At 60.7% G+C, this 15,686-nt stretch carries 15 protein-coding genes; 7 read left to right on the forward strand and 8 right to left on the reverse strand.

The genetic code is table 11. From position 1 onward, the window contains the following. Positions 1-43: 43 nt before the first annotated feature. From CDV44_RS03875 to CDV44_RS28255, 5 genes are all read right to left on the reverse strand, one after another. On the reverse strand, positions 44-355 hold the full coding sequence (locus CDV44_RS03875) for a DUF5076 domain-containing protein (protein ID WP_087686740.1): 312 nt from the start codon (positions 353-355) through the stop codon (positions 44-46). 950 nt (positions 356-1,305) lie between these two features. Beyond that, positions 1,306-1,470, reverse strand: coding sequence for a hypothetical protein (locus tag CDV44_RS27960; RefSeq protein ID WP_170935844.1), 165 nt, complete (start codon positions 1,468-1,470; stop codon positions 1,306-1,308). 60 nt (positions 1,471-1,530) lie between these two features. Continuing rightward, a complete protein-coding gene (locus tag CDV44_RS03885; RefSeq protein WP_170935845.1) occupies positions 1,531-1,929 on the reverse strand; it encodes a hemagglutinin repeat-containing protein in 399 nt (132 codons plus the stop codon). A gap of 133 nt (positions 1,930-2,062) precedes the next feature. Further along, entirely contained in the window at positions 2,063-2,554 is a 492-nt protein-coding gene (locus tag CDV44_RS03890) for a hypothetical protein (RefSeq protein ID WP_249277398.1), read from the reverse strand. Beyond that, positions 2,551-3,825, reverse strand: coding sequence for a VENN motif pre-toxin domain-containing protein (locus tag CDV44_RS28255; RefSeq protein WP_212677072.1), 1,275 nt, complete (start codon positions 3,823-3,825; stop codon positions 2,551-2,553). Before CDV44_RS28255 ends, CDV44_RS03890 begins: the two co-directional genes overlap by 4 nt. A gap of 446 nt (positions 3,826-4,271) precedes the next feature. Between CDV44_RS28255 and CDV44_RS03900 the strand changes: the two genes are divergently transcribed. The 7 genes from CDV44_RS03900 to CDV44_RS03930 all read left to right on the forward strand — a co-directional run bounded on the left by CDV44_RS03900 (position 4,272) and on the right by CDV44_RS03930 (position 12,219). Then, positions 4,272-6,614 carry a bifunctional salicylyl-CoA 5-hydroxylase/oxidoreductase gene (locus CDV44_RS03900; RefSeq protein WP_087686743.1) on the forward strand — a complete coding sequence of 781 codons (2,343 nt, stop codon included), beginning with the start codon at positions 4,272-4,274 and terminating at the stop codon, positions 6,612-6,614. Between the two features lie 9 nt (positions 6,615-6,623). Continuing rightward, the gene (locus tag CDV44_RS03905; RefSeq protein ID WP_087686744.1) at positions 6,624-7,448 is read left to right on the forward strand and encodes an SDR family NAD(P)-dependent oxidoreductase; all 825 of its coding nucleotides are present in this window, start codon (positions 6,624-6,626) and stop codon (positions 7,446-7,448) included. A 64-nt stretch (positions 7,449-7,512) separates the two neighbouring features. After that, on the forward strand, positions 7,513-8,376 hold the full coding sequence (locus CDV44_RS03910) for an enoyl-CoA hydratase family protein (protein WP_087686745.1): 864 nt from the start codon (positions 7,513-7,515) through the stop codon (positions 8,374-8,376). Between the two features lie 13 nt (positions 8,377-8,389). Next, a complete protein-coding gene (locus CDV44_RS03915; protein ID WP_170935846.1) occupies positions 8,390-9,598 on the forward strand; it encodes an acyl-CoA dehydrogenase family protein in 1,209 nt (402 codons plus the stop codon). A gap of 82 nt (positions 9,599-9,680) precedes the next feature. Next, positions 9,681-11,324 (forward strand): AMP-binding protein, encoded by a 1,644-nt coding sequence (locus CDV44_RS03920; RefSeq protein ID WP_087686746.1) that lies wholly within the window; start codon positions 9,681-9,683, stop codon positions 11,322-11,324. Positions 11,325-11,338: 14 nt separating this feature from the next. Next, a complete protein-coding gene (locus CDV44_RS03925) occupies positions 11,339-11,809 on the forward strand; it encodes a thioesterase family protein (protein ID WP_087686747.1) in 471 nt (156 codons plus the stop codon). A gap of 2 nt (positions 11,810-11,811) precedes the next feature. After that, positions 11,812-12,219, forward strand: a complete 408-nt coding sequence (locus CDV44_RS03930) for a RidA family protein (protein ID WP_058380173.1) — start codon at positions 11,812-11,814, stop codon at positions 12,217-12,219. A gap of 238 nt (positions 12,220-12,457) precedes the next feature. Here CDV44_RS03930 and CDV44_RS03935 read toward each other — a convergent pair whose 3' ends face one another. The 3 genes from CDV44_RS03935 to CDV44_RS03945 form a co-directional block, all read right to left on the reverse strand. Next, the gene (locus CDV44_RS03935; RefSeq protein ID WP_087686748.1) at positions 12,458-12,991 is read right to left on the reverse strand and encodes an ureidoglycolate lyase; all 534 of its coding nucleotides are present in this window, start codon (positions 12,989-12,991) and stop codon (positions 12,458-12,460) included. Positions 12,992-13,071: 80 nt separating this feature from the next. Further along, positions 13,072-14,091 carry an allantoicase gene (gene alc / locus CDV44_RS03940; protein ID WP_087686749.1) on the reverse strand — a complete coding sequence of 340 codons (1,020 nt, stop codon included), beginning with the start codon at positions 14,089-14,091 and terminating at the stop codon, positions 13,072-13,074. 131 nt (positions 14,092-14,222) lie between these two features. Continuing rightward, positions 14,223-15,545 (reverse strand): C4-dicarboxylate transporter DctA, encoded by a 1,323-nt coding sequence (locus tag CDV44_RS03945; RefSeq protein ID WP_087686750.1) that lies wholly within the window; start codon positions 15,543-15,545, stop codon positions 14,223-14,225. Positions 15,546-15,686: the final 141 nt, after the last annotated feature.

The following is a 15,686-nucleotide window of genomic DNA, read 5'->3' on the forward strand; positions in this document are numbered from 1 at the left end:
TGACTGGCGGGCGGTTGAGGTTCAATCGCCTGCCGGGCCTCGGTCAGTGATGTTGGACAAAGCCGCCGCTGCCCTCGGTGAGTGGCGCGAACAATCCTTCAAAGAAGGCGTCGCCGATTTTCGCGAGCGTGTCGGCCGGATCGCAGGCGTATCCGACTTGCAGGGCTTTCGACAGCGTGCGGGCGACGTCGGCGAGAATCGTTCCCCAGACGGACTCTTCCGTGATGTCCATGACCTCGGCGTATCGCCCGACTTTCATGGAGCAGTGCAAATCTCCCTCGGTGATCCATACGCGAAGCATTTCGACGGCGCTGTCGTCCAGCAGTGCGGCTTCCGGTATCGGGCATTCATTCATGATTCACCTCGCTTCTCGATGTAGGTACGGAGTGGAGGATTCGTAAGTGCCGCGAGAATGCGGTCGTTTGCGATTCCTCCGTCTGTCGCCGTTGATCGGCTGGAGCAACCGTACCGCGCCGATTTGCGAAATTTCGCGGTACGCCAGATACGGTTTGGACGAATACGAAGCTTCGGAAAGAACCTCAAGCGCCCGTATCGCGAGGGCTGCGGGGGGATTGTTGACGGCAGTTGACTGCATTTTGGATCACTCTTGGTGAGCGTTTTTGCAGACTATTCACAGGGTGTGGCGGTGGGGGTGGGACGGAAGTTGGGGGAAGGGGGAGTTGGGGTGACCGCGATTTTGGTCGGGGTGAGGGCGATGTTCTTAGTAGTGAGGTCGTTGGCTAGGGGAGAGCGACGGCGCTACATTTCGGAGACCGCGTCGGCAAAAGCGATTGGGAATGGTGTTTGCTAACTGATACTACCGATTAGCCAAGTGCATGAAGTCAACCGCCCTTGAAGGGAAGCCTAGAAGCAGGAGTCGTAGGGGGAGGGGGCGGGTGCACGCGGGGCGACGCTGTGCAGTTGTGGGGGAACTGGGCGTCACCAGTCAAGTGATGGAGGGAAGTGTCCTCGCGTTCGCTGGGGCACTAAGATTTCGGCATTCCTATTACGTGTCTGAGCGGTGATGTCTGAATTTTTTGGCGAGATGCTCAACGACGGATTTTTTTCCACATATGGATAGACCGAGGTACGTCTCTAACTCTACGTTAACTACGTCATTCTCGATCTTGTAGGAAATCGACTCAATTTCCTGAGATCCACCAATGCAAGAAGAGTGATTGAGTTCGACGGCCCCGCACTCCAGAAGTATGTCTTTGAGTATGCGAAGTAGTTCGAAATCGTACTCATCCCCGAGAGTGACTGTCGTGTTTTTGATGCACATTTTTTAAATTCCGTATCGGGTCATCATCGTGGTGCTTTCCTGCGTTTCCGGCCCTCCTGTTTCGAACCGCCGGCAGTGATCGAGATGTTGACGTTGGCAACGTCACTCAGACTCTTGATGTTGTCGAGGGTGTTCTTGACGGCTAGTGCACCGGCGGCAGCGCCCAACGCTTTCATTTGCTTGCTCATCGTCGACGTTGCTCATCTGGCCGACGGTCTCGGTCACAGCCATCACCGGGTTGGATATCGCTACGGTGATGCCGGATGGACGCACGCCATCCCGCGCGCACTGGCATCCGTCTCAACGCTCTCGACAATGGCAACTTGCTCGGCGCAGATATCGTCTTTGACGGCGCCAATGACTCTCCTCGTTTGAGACGTGCTCTCTCGGCGCTGTTTATCTTTCTCGCTGCGTTGACCGATGGTGGTGCTCGTGCCGCTGCCGAATATGCCGCTCGTTGTGGTCTCGGAGGTGTTCAACGACGGCTGACGGTCTTCGGCGGACGTGATCGTGACGTCGTGCCTCGCCGAAATATTCACGTCGCCGTCGGAGACGACGTTTGAGCCAACGATCTCAACGTCCTGTCCCGAGGCAATCGTGACCGTGTCCCCCGACACGGTGCTGCCGATGGTTTGCGTAGCTTGCAACTCCCGGTAACGCTCCCCCCTCGCGGCGAAAGCGGACTTGCCCATCACGGGCCATGCGCGTGTGGAGTGCGAAATCCACCCCGCTTATGCCGGCACGGACCTCAGATTGTCGATTGTGCATCACTGATATTCATCATCTAAGCCAGAAGGGTTCTCCTGTCAATGAATCGTATTCTGATAAATTCCTGTTTTTTTCAAAATAAAAATCTGGAATATCTGAAAACACTGTCCTCACGGGTTTGTAAATTCCCCAGCTTTTGTGAAAAAGAATTGCCGATTCCGTGCAGTAATTAAAACTTGAGAAATAATTGGAAAAAAACTCGCTCAGTGGTTGATCTATGTCGATAGAATTTTCTAGGTATCTAAAGGTAAATGTTTTTCGAAGGTTTGATATCGATGTTTTTGAAAGTGAAATTTGTACTTTTGACATTAGATTCGATGAATAATTTAATTCTTCGAGTCGTATATATCGCTTATACAATCTATCCGTCAAAATGCTCCAATCATCCGAAGGATGTTGTTGTGTCACATAAATTTCAATTACCTCAAAGAATCCGGCAACTTCTAGTGCGGACCCAAGCTCGCGAATTGAGCTTCCACCACAGAAGCCTACATGTTTGGTCATTTCTTGAACTCGATAGCTGTTGGGCCAATCACCCAGTTTGATTTTTCGACGATGGCGCGAATAATTGAGTCTTCCTGCGATGACGTGATGGATTGTCCCCGGACATCAATAACAATATGTTGCTCCATTCCCGGTGGCAGATGTTCTTGGCGCTGAGCGGCTTGCTTCGATACATTGCTGATCAATCCCCAACGATTTTTCTCGATGTTGTAGTTCTTGACTTCAATGCTACAGATTGTGCCGATACACCAGTCTGGGCGTACGCTTCCTGCCGTCCCGTGTGGAACTTCCTTTCCATCCTTGAAGCTGACTTGCTCGCGAGCCTTCGCGGTGAGTTGATCGCCCACGTCAATCTCGGATTGCCGATGAGTGGGACGAGGCGTACCGTCTGCGCTCAACATCGGATCAAACACCACCGGCCCGTCATTGGGTGTAGCGGTAATGGTCGGGCCTTTCGGGCCTTGATCCGGGGTTGTGGTGATTGTAGCGCCGCGCTCGCCTTGGTCTGGGGTGCCGGTCAGCGTCGGGCCTTTCTCTCCCGAGTCTGGTGTGGTGGTGATCGTCGCGCCCGATGGGCCGTTGTTTGGCGTGGACGTGATCGTCGGGTTATCGGATGCGTCTGAGCCCACCCGCCCAATAGCCTGTTCGACGGAGTGATGACTTGCACAGGCCAAGGCTGAAACCTTGCACGCGGCATCCATCAAGGCTTCGCGTAAAGCTTCGGCGAGCTTTCCGACAGCGGATTCCGTGTCGTTGCGGCCATTGCCGTTCGGATCCAAGGCGTCTACGGTGTTTGCACCTCGACTGCCTCCCGTCGACACCGACGATCCCGTAGGGGGTATCGGAGGGGGCATCGGACTGATGATGCCAAGCGTGTTGTTCTCAGCCTCGGTCTTTGCACCCGTCGATGCCGTAACTACATCCCCACCAGTACCGGCTGCCACCCCCGCCACAATCGAGGTGATCAGATTGACGCGCGCCTCCCGCTCAGACTGTGTGAGCGGTTGCCCCGGTTTGTCTGTGGATGCCAGCAGGCTGCCAAGCAGTGAACCTGCCGCTGAGCCCATCGCCCCAGCATCGCAACCTCCGCCCGAAGCTGCCCCGCCAGCACAGCCTGCGATGGCGTGTAGTGCGGCCTTCGATGCCGGGTCAAGGTTTTCGCCAAGTGTCTTGATCTCTTTCGCTGCAAGTCCTTGCAGGTAGGTGATGGGTTCGAAAAACGCAGCACGCGACAAGACACCCGTCGGCCGGAGGTCGTCGGTACGTGTCATTTCGTATGCGCACGCAGGTGCGGGAGGAGGGCGTAAAAGTGAGCACGACGGGCGTGCTACGGCCGGGGGGGGCTTACACCTACGCGTTAGGCCGGGGTTTGCAATGAGAACCACAGATGGCGAAACAGACAGCGATTTTGTCAGTCTGGCGATGACTTGTAATTGTAAAAATCGCTCAAATGACGAGAATCAGAATCGTCCGATACGGTGTTACGTGATATCCCAAGCTCTTTTTGGCATCTGGGCGCATGATTTCGGCATTTGGCAATCGCGCGCTAACTGCTCGTCAACTGCTCGCCGATACCTCGCGTTTTCCCCACCCCCTGGCCTGAAATCCGAGCTTGTAGCGGGTAATTTTTTTCGCTAGTATTTTAGGCATAAACTATTTACGATTTAACAAAGATCGACGTGAACGGTGCGTGGTCTGTGTTTTCCGGAGGGTGGAGATGAATATCGTCTGTATCGGTGGCGGTCCTGCCGGCCTGTATTTCGGGTTGTTGATGAAGCTGCGCCAGCCGTCGCACCGCGTGGTGGTGGTCGAGCGCAATCGTCCGTACGACACCTTCGGCTGGGGCGTGGTGTTCTCCGACGCCACCATGGATAACCTCCAGGTCGCCGATCCGGTGAGCGCCGCACAGATCAACGAGGCCTTCAATCACTGGGACGACATCGATATCCACTTCGAAGGCCGCACCATTACATCGGGCGGCCACGGCTTCATCGGCATCGGCCGCAAGAAGCTGCTCAATATCCTTCAGGCACGTTGCGAAGCGCTCGGCGTGGAACTCGTCTTCGAGACGGATGTTGCCGACGATCAGGAGATCGCCCGCCGTTATCAGGCCGATCTGGTGATCGCGTCCGACGGCCTGAACAGCCGCATTCGCACCCGTTACGCCGACTCGTTCCGCCCCGACATCGACACGCGAAAGAATCGCTTCGTCTGGCTCGGCACGCATCAACGCTTCGACGCTTTCACCTTCGCGTTCGAGAAAACCGAGCACGGCTGGTTTCAGGCCCACGCCTACCAGTTCGATGCCGACACGTCGACATTCATCGTCGAGACCCCCGAGGAAGTCTGGCGCGCCCACGGCATCGACCAGATGAGCCAGGAAGAGGGCGTGAAGTTCTGCGAGCAACTGTTTGCCAAGTATCTCGGCGGCAATGAACTGCTCAGCAACGCCAAGCATCTGCGCGGCTCGGCGATCTGGATTCAGTTCCCGCGCGTGATCTGCGAGCGCTGGGTGCACTGGAACGACATGGACGGCAAACGTGTGCCGGTGGTGCTGATGGGCGACGCCGCGCACACGGCGCACTTCTCGATCGGTTCGGGCACCAAACTCGCGCTCGAAGACTCCATCGCGCTGGCCGACGGTCTGGGGACCGACGGCGTCGATGCGCTGCCGCGTGTTCTCAACGACTACGAGGCAGCGCGCAGCATCGAAGTGCTCAAGATTCAGAACGCCGCACGTAATTCCACGGAATGGTTCGAGACCGTCGATCGCTACGCCAATTTCTCGCCGGAACAATTTGCCTACTCGCTGCTGACCCGCTCGCAGCGCATCTCGCACGAGAATCTGCGCGTGCGCGACGCGGCTTATGTCGACGGTTTCGAGGACTGGCTTGCATCGCACGCCGGCGTGGAACGCGCCGCCGGTCAGCACTCGATTCCGCCGATGTTCACGCCGTTCAAGGCACGCGGGCTCACGCTCAAGAATCGCATCGTGATGTCGCCGATGGCCATGTATTCAGCCGTTGACGGCGTGCCGGGAGACTTCCATCTGGTGCACCTTGGCAGCCGTGCGCTCGGCGGCGCGGGCATGATCGTCGCGGAAATGACCTGCGTGTCGCCGGACGCGCGTATCACGCCGGGATGCCCGGGGCTGTGGAACGACGCCCAACGCGACGCGTGGAAACGTATCGTCGACTTCGTGCACGCCGGTGGCGACGCGAAAATCGCCATGCAGATCGGCCACGCCGGACGCAAGGGCTCGACGCGCCTCGCGTGGGACGGCATCGACCAGCCGCTCGATGAGGGCAACTGGCCGCTGATCTCCGCCTCGCCGCTGCCCTATATCGACGGTGTCTCGCAGACGCCTCGCGAGATGACCCGCGCCGACATGGATCGCGTGAAAGACGACTTCGTGCAAGCCACACGCCGCGCCGCCGAGGCTGGTTTCGATTGGCTGGAACTGCACTGCGCGCACGGCTATCTGCTGTCGAGCTTCATCTCGCCGCTGACCAACCAGCGCAGCGATGAATACGGCGGCTCGCTGGAGAACCGCCTGCGCTATCCGCTCGAAGTGTTCCACGACGTGCGTGCCGTCTGGCCAGAGAACAAGCCGATGTCGGTACGTATTTCCGCCAGCGACTGGGTCGAAGGCGGCATTACGCCGGACGACGCGGTGCTCATCGCCCGTGCCTTCAAGGCCGCAGGCGCAGACCTCATCGATTGTTCGTCGGGGCAGGTGAGCAAGGAAGAAAAGCCGGTTTATGGCCGCATGTTCCAGACGCCGTTCGCCGATCGCGTGCGCAACGACGCCGGTATTCCGACGATCGCCGTGGGCGCCATCTTCGAAGCCGATCACGTGAACAGCATCATCGCGTCGGGCCGCGCCGACCTGTGCGCGCTGGCACGTCCGCATCTGGCCGACCCGTTCTGGACGCTGCACGAAGCCGCAAAGATCGGCTACAAGGATCTCGCGTGGCCGGCGCAGTACTATGCCGGCAAACGTCAGTACGAGACCAATCTGGAACGTGCTGCCGCCTACGCACAACAGATCGGTAAATAAGGACGCGTGATGACGCAACAAACGACACCGGCTAATTCCGCTAATGCCGCAGTGCCCACTTCGCTGAAAGGCGTGCACGCCCTCGTGACGGGCGGGGCGCGCGGCATTGGCGAAGCGGTGGCGCGCTCGCTGCTCGCACAGGGCGCGCGCGTCACGCTGCTCGGGCGCGGCGAGGCCGCGCTTGCGGCAGGGACGGAGGCACTGGCGTCCCACGGTGAGGTCAACTGGGTGAGCGCGGATATCGCCGACGCCGCCGCTGTCGAAGCCGCTTTCGCGCGCGCAGCGGAACGCTTCGGCCCGGTGCAGGTGCTCGCGAACAATGCAGGGCAGGCGGTGAGCGCACCGTTCGGCAAGACCGACAGCGCGCTGTGGCAACAGATGATCGGCGTGAACCTGACCGGGACGTTCCACTGCATTCAGGCAGCACTGCCCGCGATGGTGGCCAGCGGCTGGGGCCGCATCGTCAATGTGGCGAGCACGGCCGGTCTGGTCGGCTATCCGTACGTCACCGCCTATTGCGCGGCGAAGCATGGGGTCATCGGTCTCACGCGGGCGCTGGCGCTGGAAGTCGCCAAGAAGGGCGTGACGGTCAATGCTGTCTGCCCGGGCTACACCGAGACCGACATTCTGCGCGACACGATTGCAAACATCGTCGCCAAAACGGGCCGCAGCGAAGCAGAGGCGCGCGCCGAGCTGGCTAAACACAATCCCCAAGGACGTCTGGTGCAACCGGATGAAGTCGCCGACACGGTGCTGTGGCTGTGTCAGCCCGGCTCGGGCGCGATCACCGGCCAATCGGTCGCGGTCGCGGGTGGCGAAGTCCTGACGGGCTGATAACAATCGAATGGCGTCAGATGGCCCGGTCACGGTGCCGATGACACCCAAGGAGGCAAAGGTAATGAGTGACGTGAAACTGACCATGGCGCACCACAAGCGCCCGTTCGCGAACTTCGAGGCCAAACATTTTCTGTGGTCGGTGTCGAACGACGCGCAAGGGCGTCCGAGCATCGGCACCATCACGCTGAACCGGCCCGACAAGAAGAACCCGCTCACGTTCGACTCGTACGCCGAGCTGCGCGATCTGTTCCGTGGTCTGGTCTACGCGACGGACATCAAGACGGTGGTCGTGACAGGCGCGGGCGGTAACTACTGCTCGGGCGGCGACGTGCATGAAATCATCGGCCCGCTCACGCAGATGCGCATGCCGGAACTGCTCGATTTCACGCGCATGACGGGCGATCTCGTCAAGGCGATGCGCGCGTGCCCGCAGCCGATCATCAGCGCAATCGACGGCATTTGCGCCGGTGCGGGCGCGATGATGGCGCTCGCCTCGGACATGCGTCTGGGCACGCCGCAGACGAAGACGGCATTCCTCTTCGTGCGTGTGGGGCTGGCCGGTGCCGATATGGGCGCCTGCACGCTGCTGCCGCGCATGATCGGTCAGGGCCGCGCATCGGAACTGCTGTACACCGGTCGCGTGATGACGGCGGAGGAGGGGCTGCAATGGGGCTTCTTCAACGCGTTGCACGATGGCGGCGCGGTGCTCTCGGCAGCGCAAACGCTGGCCGATCAGATCGCCTGCGGCCCGACGTTCGCACACGGTGTGACCAAGAAGCTGCTGCATCAGGAGTGGAACATGGGCGTGGACGAGGCCATCGAGGCCGAAGCCGAAGCGCAGGCCATCTGCATGCAGACGCAGGACTTCCGCCGCGCTTACGACGCTTTCGTCGCGAAGCAGAAGCCGGTATTCAAGGGCGACTGAGGCGAACCAAACGATGAGCCAGAACACGACGCACAACGTGCACGCCAGCACCCCGCAGAACGCCCGCAATGGCGACTTCCTCGCGTGGCCGTTCTTTGACGACGCGCATCGCCAGCTCGGCACGCAACTCGACGCGTGGTGCACGCAAGAGCTGCATGTCGATCATGACGCTGACACCGATGCGACCTGCGTGTCGCTGGTGCGCCAATTGGGGCGAGCGGGATGGCTGAAGTATTGCGTACCGGCCAGCCATGGCGGCGCGCTCGACAAACTGGATTCGCGCGCCCTGTGCGTGCTGCGCGAGACGCTGGCGCGTCACGACGGGCTGGCCGATTTTGCCTTCGCCATGCAAGGGCTGGGTAGCGGCGCCATCACGCTCGCTGGCAGCGATGACCTGAAGCAGCGCTATCTGCCGCGCGTTGCGGCGGGTGAGGCGATCGCAGCATTTGCCCTGTCGGAACCCGACGCAGGCTCGGACGTCGCGGCAATGGCCTGCACGGCGACACTCGACGGCGATCACTACGTGCTCAACGGCGAGAAGACGTGGATCTCGAACGGCGGCATCGCGGATTTCTATTGCGTGTTCGTGCGCACGGGAGAAGCGCCGGGTGCGCGTGGCATCAGCGCCTTTGTGGTCGACGCGGACACACCGGGACTGACGATTGCTGAGCGCATCGACGTGAGCGCGCCGCATCCGCTCGCGCGGCTCAAATTCGAGAACTGCCGGGTGGCGGCGTCGCAGCGATTGGGGGAGGCGGGGCAGGGCTTCAAGGTCGCAATGATGACGCTCGATATCTTCCGGGCATCGGTGGCGGCGGCGGCGCTGGGTTTCGCGCGTCGTGCACTCGACGAAGGGTTGGCTCGTGCGAAGTCGCGTCAGATGTTCGGTCAGACGCTTGCCGACTTTCAACTGACGCAGGCAGCGCTGGGTGACATGGCGACGTCCGTGGACGCGGCGGCACTGCTGACGTACCGCGCCGCATGGCAGCGCGATGTGCTGGGGCAGCGCACCACGCGCGAGGCCGCGATGGCAAAGATGTTCGCGACGGAATCGGCCCAGCAGGTGATCGACCGGGCGCTGCAAATGTTTGGTGGTGCCGGGGTGGTGTCGGGCGCCATTGTGGAACGGCTCTATCGCGAAATTCGCTCGCTGCGAATTTACGAAGGGGCTACGGAAGTGCAAAAGCTGATCATCGCGCGCGAACTGCTCAAAGACGGCTGAACGTTGCTAACGGCACGTTGACCGCCGGCCACGGGCCGACCTCATGCTGCATTGCTGGATTACCGGGGGCAAGGAGAAGCACATGGAACGATCTGGACATCTCGACACTTTCGCGCGCGACAATCTGCCGCCCGCAGATCAGTGGCCCGAGTTTCTGCTCGACAATCCCGACGTGGCGTATCCGGCGCGCATCAATTGCGCAGCGGAATTGCTCGATCGCACGATTGCGCAAGGGCGCGGCGATGCCCCGGCGATTTACTCGGTCGAGAACGGGCAACCGACGACCACGTCGTATCGCGGTCTGCGCGAGATGGTCGACCGGATCGCCCATGTGTTGTGCAACGACATGGCACTGGTGCCGGGCAATCGTGTGTTGCTGCGCGGCCCGAATAATCTGTTCATGGCGGCAGCATGGCTCGCGGTGATCAAGGCGGGGCTGGTCGGCGTGCCGACGATGCCGCTGTTGCGCGCGAAGGAACTCAAGCAAATCATCGACAAGGCGGAGGTCAGCGCCGCACTGTGCGACGGCCGCCTGAAGGAAGAGCTGGAATTCAATCGTCAGACGGGGCATGACTATTTCTGTCCGGCGCTGACGCAGGTGGTGTACTTCCACGACGCAGGTGAGCACTCACTGGAGGCCCGCATGGCGCGCCAGCCGGCGAGCTTCGAGGCCTGCGACACGGCGGTGGACGACGTCTGTCTGATTGCGTTCACGAGCGGCACGACGGGGCAGCCGAAGGGCACGATGCACTTTCATCGCGACGTGCTCGCGATGTGCGATCTGTTCCCGCGTCACGTGCTGAAGCCGGGGCCGGACGATATCTTCTGCGGCACTCCCCCGTTAGCGTTCACTTTCGGTACGGGCGGCTTGCTTACGTTCCCGCTGCGTGTGGGGGCGGCGACGGTGCTGCTCGAAAAGCTCACGCCGGACTCGCTGCTGCAAGCCATTCAGGACTATCGCGCGACGATCTGCTTCACGGCGCCGACGTTCTACCGTCAGATGGCTGGGCTGGTAGGTAAGTACACGCTATCGAGCCTGAAGAAGACGGTCTCGGCGGGCGAGGCGTTGCCGGATGCAACGCGCCAGCTGTGGAAGCAGGCGTCGGGCATCGAGATGATCGACGGGATCGGCGGCACGGAGATGATTCACATCTTCATCTCGGCCGCGAACGGCGATGTGGTGCCGGGCGCAATCGGCAAGCCGGTGCCGGGCTACATCGCGATGATCGTTGACGAGAACATGCAGCCGCTGCCCCCGGGCAAGGTCGGCAAGCTGGCGGTGAAGGGCCCGACAGGGTGCCGCTATCTCGCGGATTCGCGCCAGAAGAACTATGTGAAGCAAGGCTGGAATCTGCCGGGCGACACGTTCATGTGCGACGAAGCGGGCAATTACTACTATCAGGCGCGCTCGGACGACATGATCGTCTCGGCGGGCTATAACATCGCGGGCCCGGAGGTGGAGTCGGCGCTGTTGCAGCACCCCGCCGTCGCGGAGTGCGGCGTGGTAGGGGCGAACGACGACGCGCGCGGGCAAATTGTGAAGGCGTACGTGGTGCTCAAGCCGGGGCAACCGAGCGACGAGGCCATGGTGAAGACGCTTCAGGAGTATGTGAAGGCTAACATCGCGCCTTATAAGTATCCGCGTGCCATTGAATTTGTGGACGCGCTGCCGCGCACGGAAACGGGTAAATTGCAGCGCTTCAAGCTGCGGCAGATGGCGCAGTAAGGGAGGAGTGAATGATGTCGACGACTGACGCGGCCGCGCATGCGTTCGTGAAGCCGCTGCTGGTGCGCTTCAAGCATTGCGATCCGGCAGGCATCGTGTTTTACCCGCGCTACTTCGAAATGATCAACGATCTGGTCGAAGACTGGTGCGCCGAAGGGCTAGGTTTGTCTTTCGGCGAAATGCACCTGCGCGATGGACTGGGCGTGCCGACGGCAAATGTCGAATGCCGGTTCAGTGCACCGAGTTTTTTGGGCGATACGCTGTCGCGTTCGCTGGAAGTCACGCGTCTCGGACGCTCGTCGATGACGCTGCGCATCCGCTTCGCAGGCGCAAACGACGAGACGCGTTTGCAAGCCACGCTGGTGTTGGTCTGGGTCGCGAAAGGCGAGGGCGGCAAGCCCGCACCCATCGCCGTGCCCCCAGCCCAGCGCGCGGCAATTGTGCGCTTTGCCGCACCCGATTCTGTAATTGAAGGAGTGACCTGATGCTGCAAGTTCTGCAACCGCCCGAGTGGGCGAAACCGCGCGGCTACGCGAACGGCATGGCGTTCGAGATGTCAGTAGGCAGCCGCATCGTGTTTGTCGGCGGTCAGATCGGCTGGAATGCACAGCAACGCTTCGAGACGGACGATTTCGCTCTGCAAGTGCGTCAGACGCTGGAAAACATCGTGGCGATTCTCGCGGAAGGCAACGCGAAGCCGGAACACATCGTGCGCATGACCTGGTACGTGAAGAACAAAGCGGAGTATGTGGCGAACTATCCGGCGATTGGCGAGCACTATCGCGCAGTCATCGGGCGCCATTTTCCTGCGATGACGGCGGTGGAAGTGGCCGATCTTGTGGAGGACGAAGCTAAGGTGGAAATCGAAGTCACCGCAGTGGTGCCGGCAGCCTGATTTTTTGTTTCGCTTGTGGGGAAGGGGCCGAAAACCTCCCCGCTGGACAGACCGAAGCCCCTTCCCGCTGCTCAGACAGTGTTCAACTCGCCTCGGGAAGGGGCTCCGGTCTATCCTTACCCACGTCGCTGGTCCCTCCGGCGACACCGCCCCCTCCGCTCTTCGTTTCCTCTTCCCGCCAAACAAAAACGCCAGACATCGTCTGGCGTTCTTGTTTGATTCCCTGCAAGGCTGCCTGTTATGCAGCTTTCTGCCCGCCCTGCACTTTGTCCAACTCGGCCTGCGTCAACCAATACGATCCCGGCAAATCCTGCTCGTCACAGTTGTGACCCTCTCCACCCCGGTCCACCACGATGAAGTCACTCACCTCGTGCAATGCCAGTAATGGGTGATGCCACACGCCTCTCGCATAATTCACGCCCTGCCAACCATCCGAGACGAACGCCCGCATCTGGCCCACGTCCAACTCGCCCGCCGGGGCAACCACCACCAAATACGGCAAGGTCTTCAACGGGATGAACGCCTGACTGCCCAACGGGTGACGCTCCAACATCTTCACCTCGTACGGCAACGTGCGCGGCTGACCTCGAAACACGTTGACCAACGTGCGGCCACCCTCGGGCCCCAGATCGACCGTCGCCAGATCGTGATACCGCTCAGTCGTCCCGCCATTGATCGCGAAATGCTTCGCCCCCGCCAACTCGATCACGTCGCCAAACGCCGCAAACGACTCACGCGTCAATTGCTCTATCTTCAATGCCGGACCCGCCATATCACGCTCTCCTTCTTGTTTTATCCACTCGCGCACTCGCCGCCCGACGCTCCGGGCGGCAGTTGCACGCTGTCTTTTGCTTACTGCTTCTCGCCCAACCGGCCCCACAGGCGCAGGCGCGACACGCCCCCGTCCGGGATGATGTTGAACCGGATGTGCGTGATCGCACCCAGCTTCTGAATCTGCTCTTCAAAGAAGAACTGCTTGTCCATCGCCAGTTTCTGCTCAGGCAACAACACGGGCCAGAACATGGACTGCGTGATCAACGACTGCTCGGTGCCGCCCGTGACGTACGCGCCCTGAATGGAGCAGCGGTCCGGGAAGTTGCCCTTGAAGTGCGCAGTATCGACTTCGATCTTGCCGATCTCGCCCGGCTGCGCCAACGCGATGATCGCCCAGTCGTTACCCGGCTCACGACGACGGCGCGTCTCCCAGCCATCCCCCATGTTCACGCCACGGCCCGGCATCAACAGGTTCGACGCCAAGCCGAAGTGCTGGTTGTTGGCCGCGACGACGTAGCCGCCGTTTTCCATCGCGATCAGGTCGATCAACTCGTCGCGTGAACGATTGTTCCAGTCGCTTTGCGGCAAGCCATACAGGCGCAGGCGCGCGAGACCACCGTCCGGATACAGGTTCACACGCACGTGCGTGGCCGGGCGCTGGCTGGTGATGTCGTGGTAGTGGTGCGAGTTGCCTTGCAACGTGGTCGAGGCGAGCAGTTGGAACCATTCGGCGTTATCTGCCGGGGCGCCGTCGGGGCTGTAGCAGCCTTCCAATGAGGCGGCCGGCGGGAAGTTGCCGGTGAAGTGGCTGGTGTCGAGATCGACACCGAACAACACGCCCGGACGCGCCAGCTTGACGATGCACCAGTCGTAACCGTTGACGCGCTTGCGGCGCGTCTCCCAACCGTCCATCCACTTGCCGTTGTCGTCGTACTTGCCGGGGATGAACACGGCAGGGTCGGGGTTGAGCATGCGCTCTTTGGCCGCGAAGAACTCGTCGCTGGCCACCAGTGCCTGTGCTCCCAGACGCGGGTCAGCCAGATTGACGTAACGGCGCACGAATTCCGGTGCGTTCGGGTCTTGCGGGGCGAGGGCCATGTTGCGTTGAACTCCAGATGAAGTGGCCGACGCCTTGGGGGCGGCGTCGGCAAAAGTGTGTGAGTCGAACTTGAGCGACTCGTCTGCCTAATGCATCAATGGCATCAATGGCATCAGTGGTGCCGGTGCCATCAGTGCTGCATGACCGGCGCAACTTCTGCGGCGTCGGCTTCCGCCGCTTGCGTTACCGGTTCGTACGGCAGGTTGCCGTTGAGCACCTGATGCGCTCTCGCAAAGTCGACGTCTTTCTCCCACGCGGCCACGACGAGCGTCGCCACGCAGTTGCCCAGCAAATTGGTGATAGCTCGGGCAATCCCCACGAACCAGTCGACCGGCAGAATCAGCACGAGACCAATCACCGGAATGGCCGGAATCGCTGCCAGCGTCGCGGCCAGAATCACGATGGCGGAGCCCGGAATGCCGTGCGCGCCCTTGGACGTCAGCAACGATACGAGTACGACGAGGATCAGATCGTGGATCGACAGCGGCGTGTTGGTGGCCTGCGCAATGAAGATGACCGCGAGCGTCAGGTAGATGGAGAACCCGTCAAGGTTGAACGAGTACCCGGTCGGCACGACGAGACCCACGGTGGACTTCTTGATGCCCATCCACTCGAGCTTGCGCATCACGGTCGGCAACACGGCATCGGACGACGCCGTGCCCAGCACGATGGACAACTCTTCGCGGAAATACTTGATGAACTTGAAGATGTTGAAGCCCGCCAGACGCAACACGCCGCCCAGCACCACGGTCACGAATACGGCGCAGCTCAGATAGAACACGAAGACGAGCATGCCAAGTTGCTTGAGCGACGACGCACCGTATTTGCCGGTGGTGAAGGCGACGGCACCCAACACGCCCAGCGGCGCCAGACGGATGATGAACGCCATCACGCGGAAGAACACGTGGCTCAGGTCTTCAATGAAACGCGCGACCGGCTTGCCCCGTTCACCCAGTGCCGCCAGCGCACAGCCGAACATCACGGAGAAGACGAGAATTTGCAGGATGTCGCCCTTGGCGAATGCGTCGGTAATCGTGTTGGGAATGATGTTCAACAAGAAGCCGGCGGTGTCTTTGAGACTCTTGGCGTTCTCGGTGTACGTCGCCATCGCGCTCGGGTCGAGGCTGCGAATGTCGATGTTCATGCCGACACCCGGACGCGTCACCCACGCCAGCACGGCACCGATCACCAGCGCAAAGGTGGTGATGATCTCGAAGTACACGACGGCCTTCACGCCGACGCGGCCCACTTTGCGCAAATCGCCCGCGCTCGCCATACCGCTGACGACCACGCAAAAGACGATGGGGCCAATGACCATCTTGATGAGCTTGAGGAAGCCATCGCCCAACGGACGCAAGGACTCGCCCAACTGCGGAAACCAGATGCCGAGTGCCACGCCTACTACCAACGCGATGACGACTCGGCCAAACAACGAACGGAACAGCCTGGGCATGGTGTGTCTCCTCTGCCTGCGTAGATCTTGCGGATTTTGTTGATCTCTACTTCGACGGATTGCTCTTTCGGGGGCTCTGCGGTACGGCGCTTTCCTCACCATCAGCCAGTTTATCGTTACAAGTCATACCGGTCTGACCAG

It is taken from the genome of Pandoraea sp. PE-S2R-1, from assembly GCF_002179865.1.
Taxonomy (GTDB): domain Bacteria; phylum Pseudomonadota; class Gammaproteobacteria; order Burkholderiales; family Burkholderiaceae; genus Pandoraea.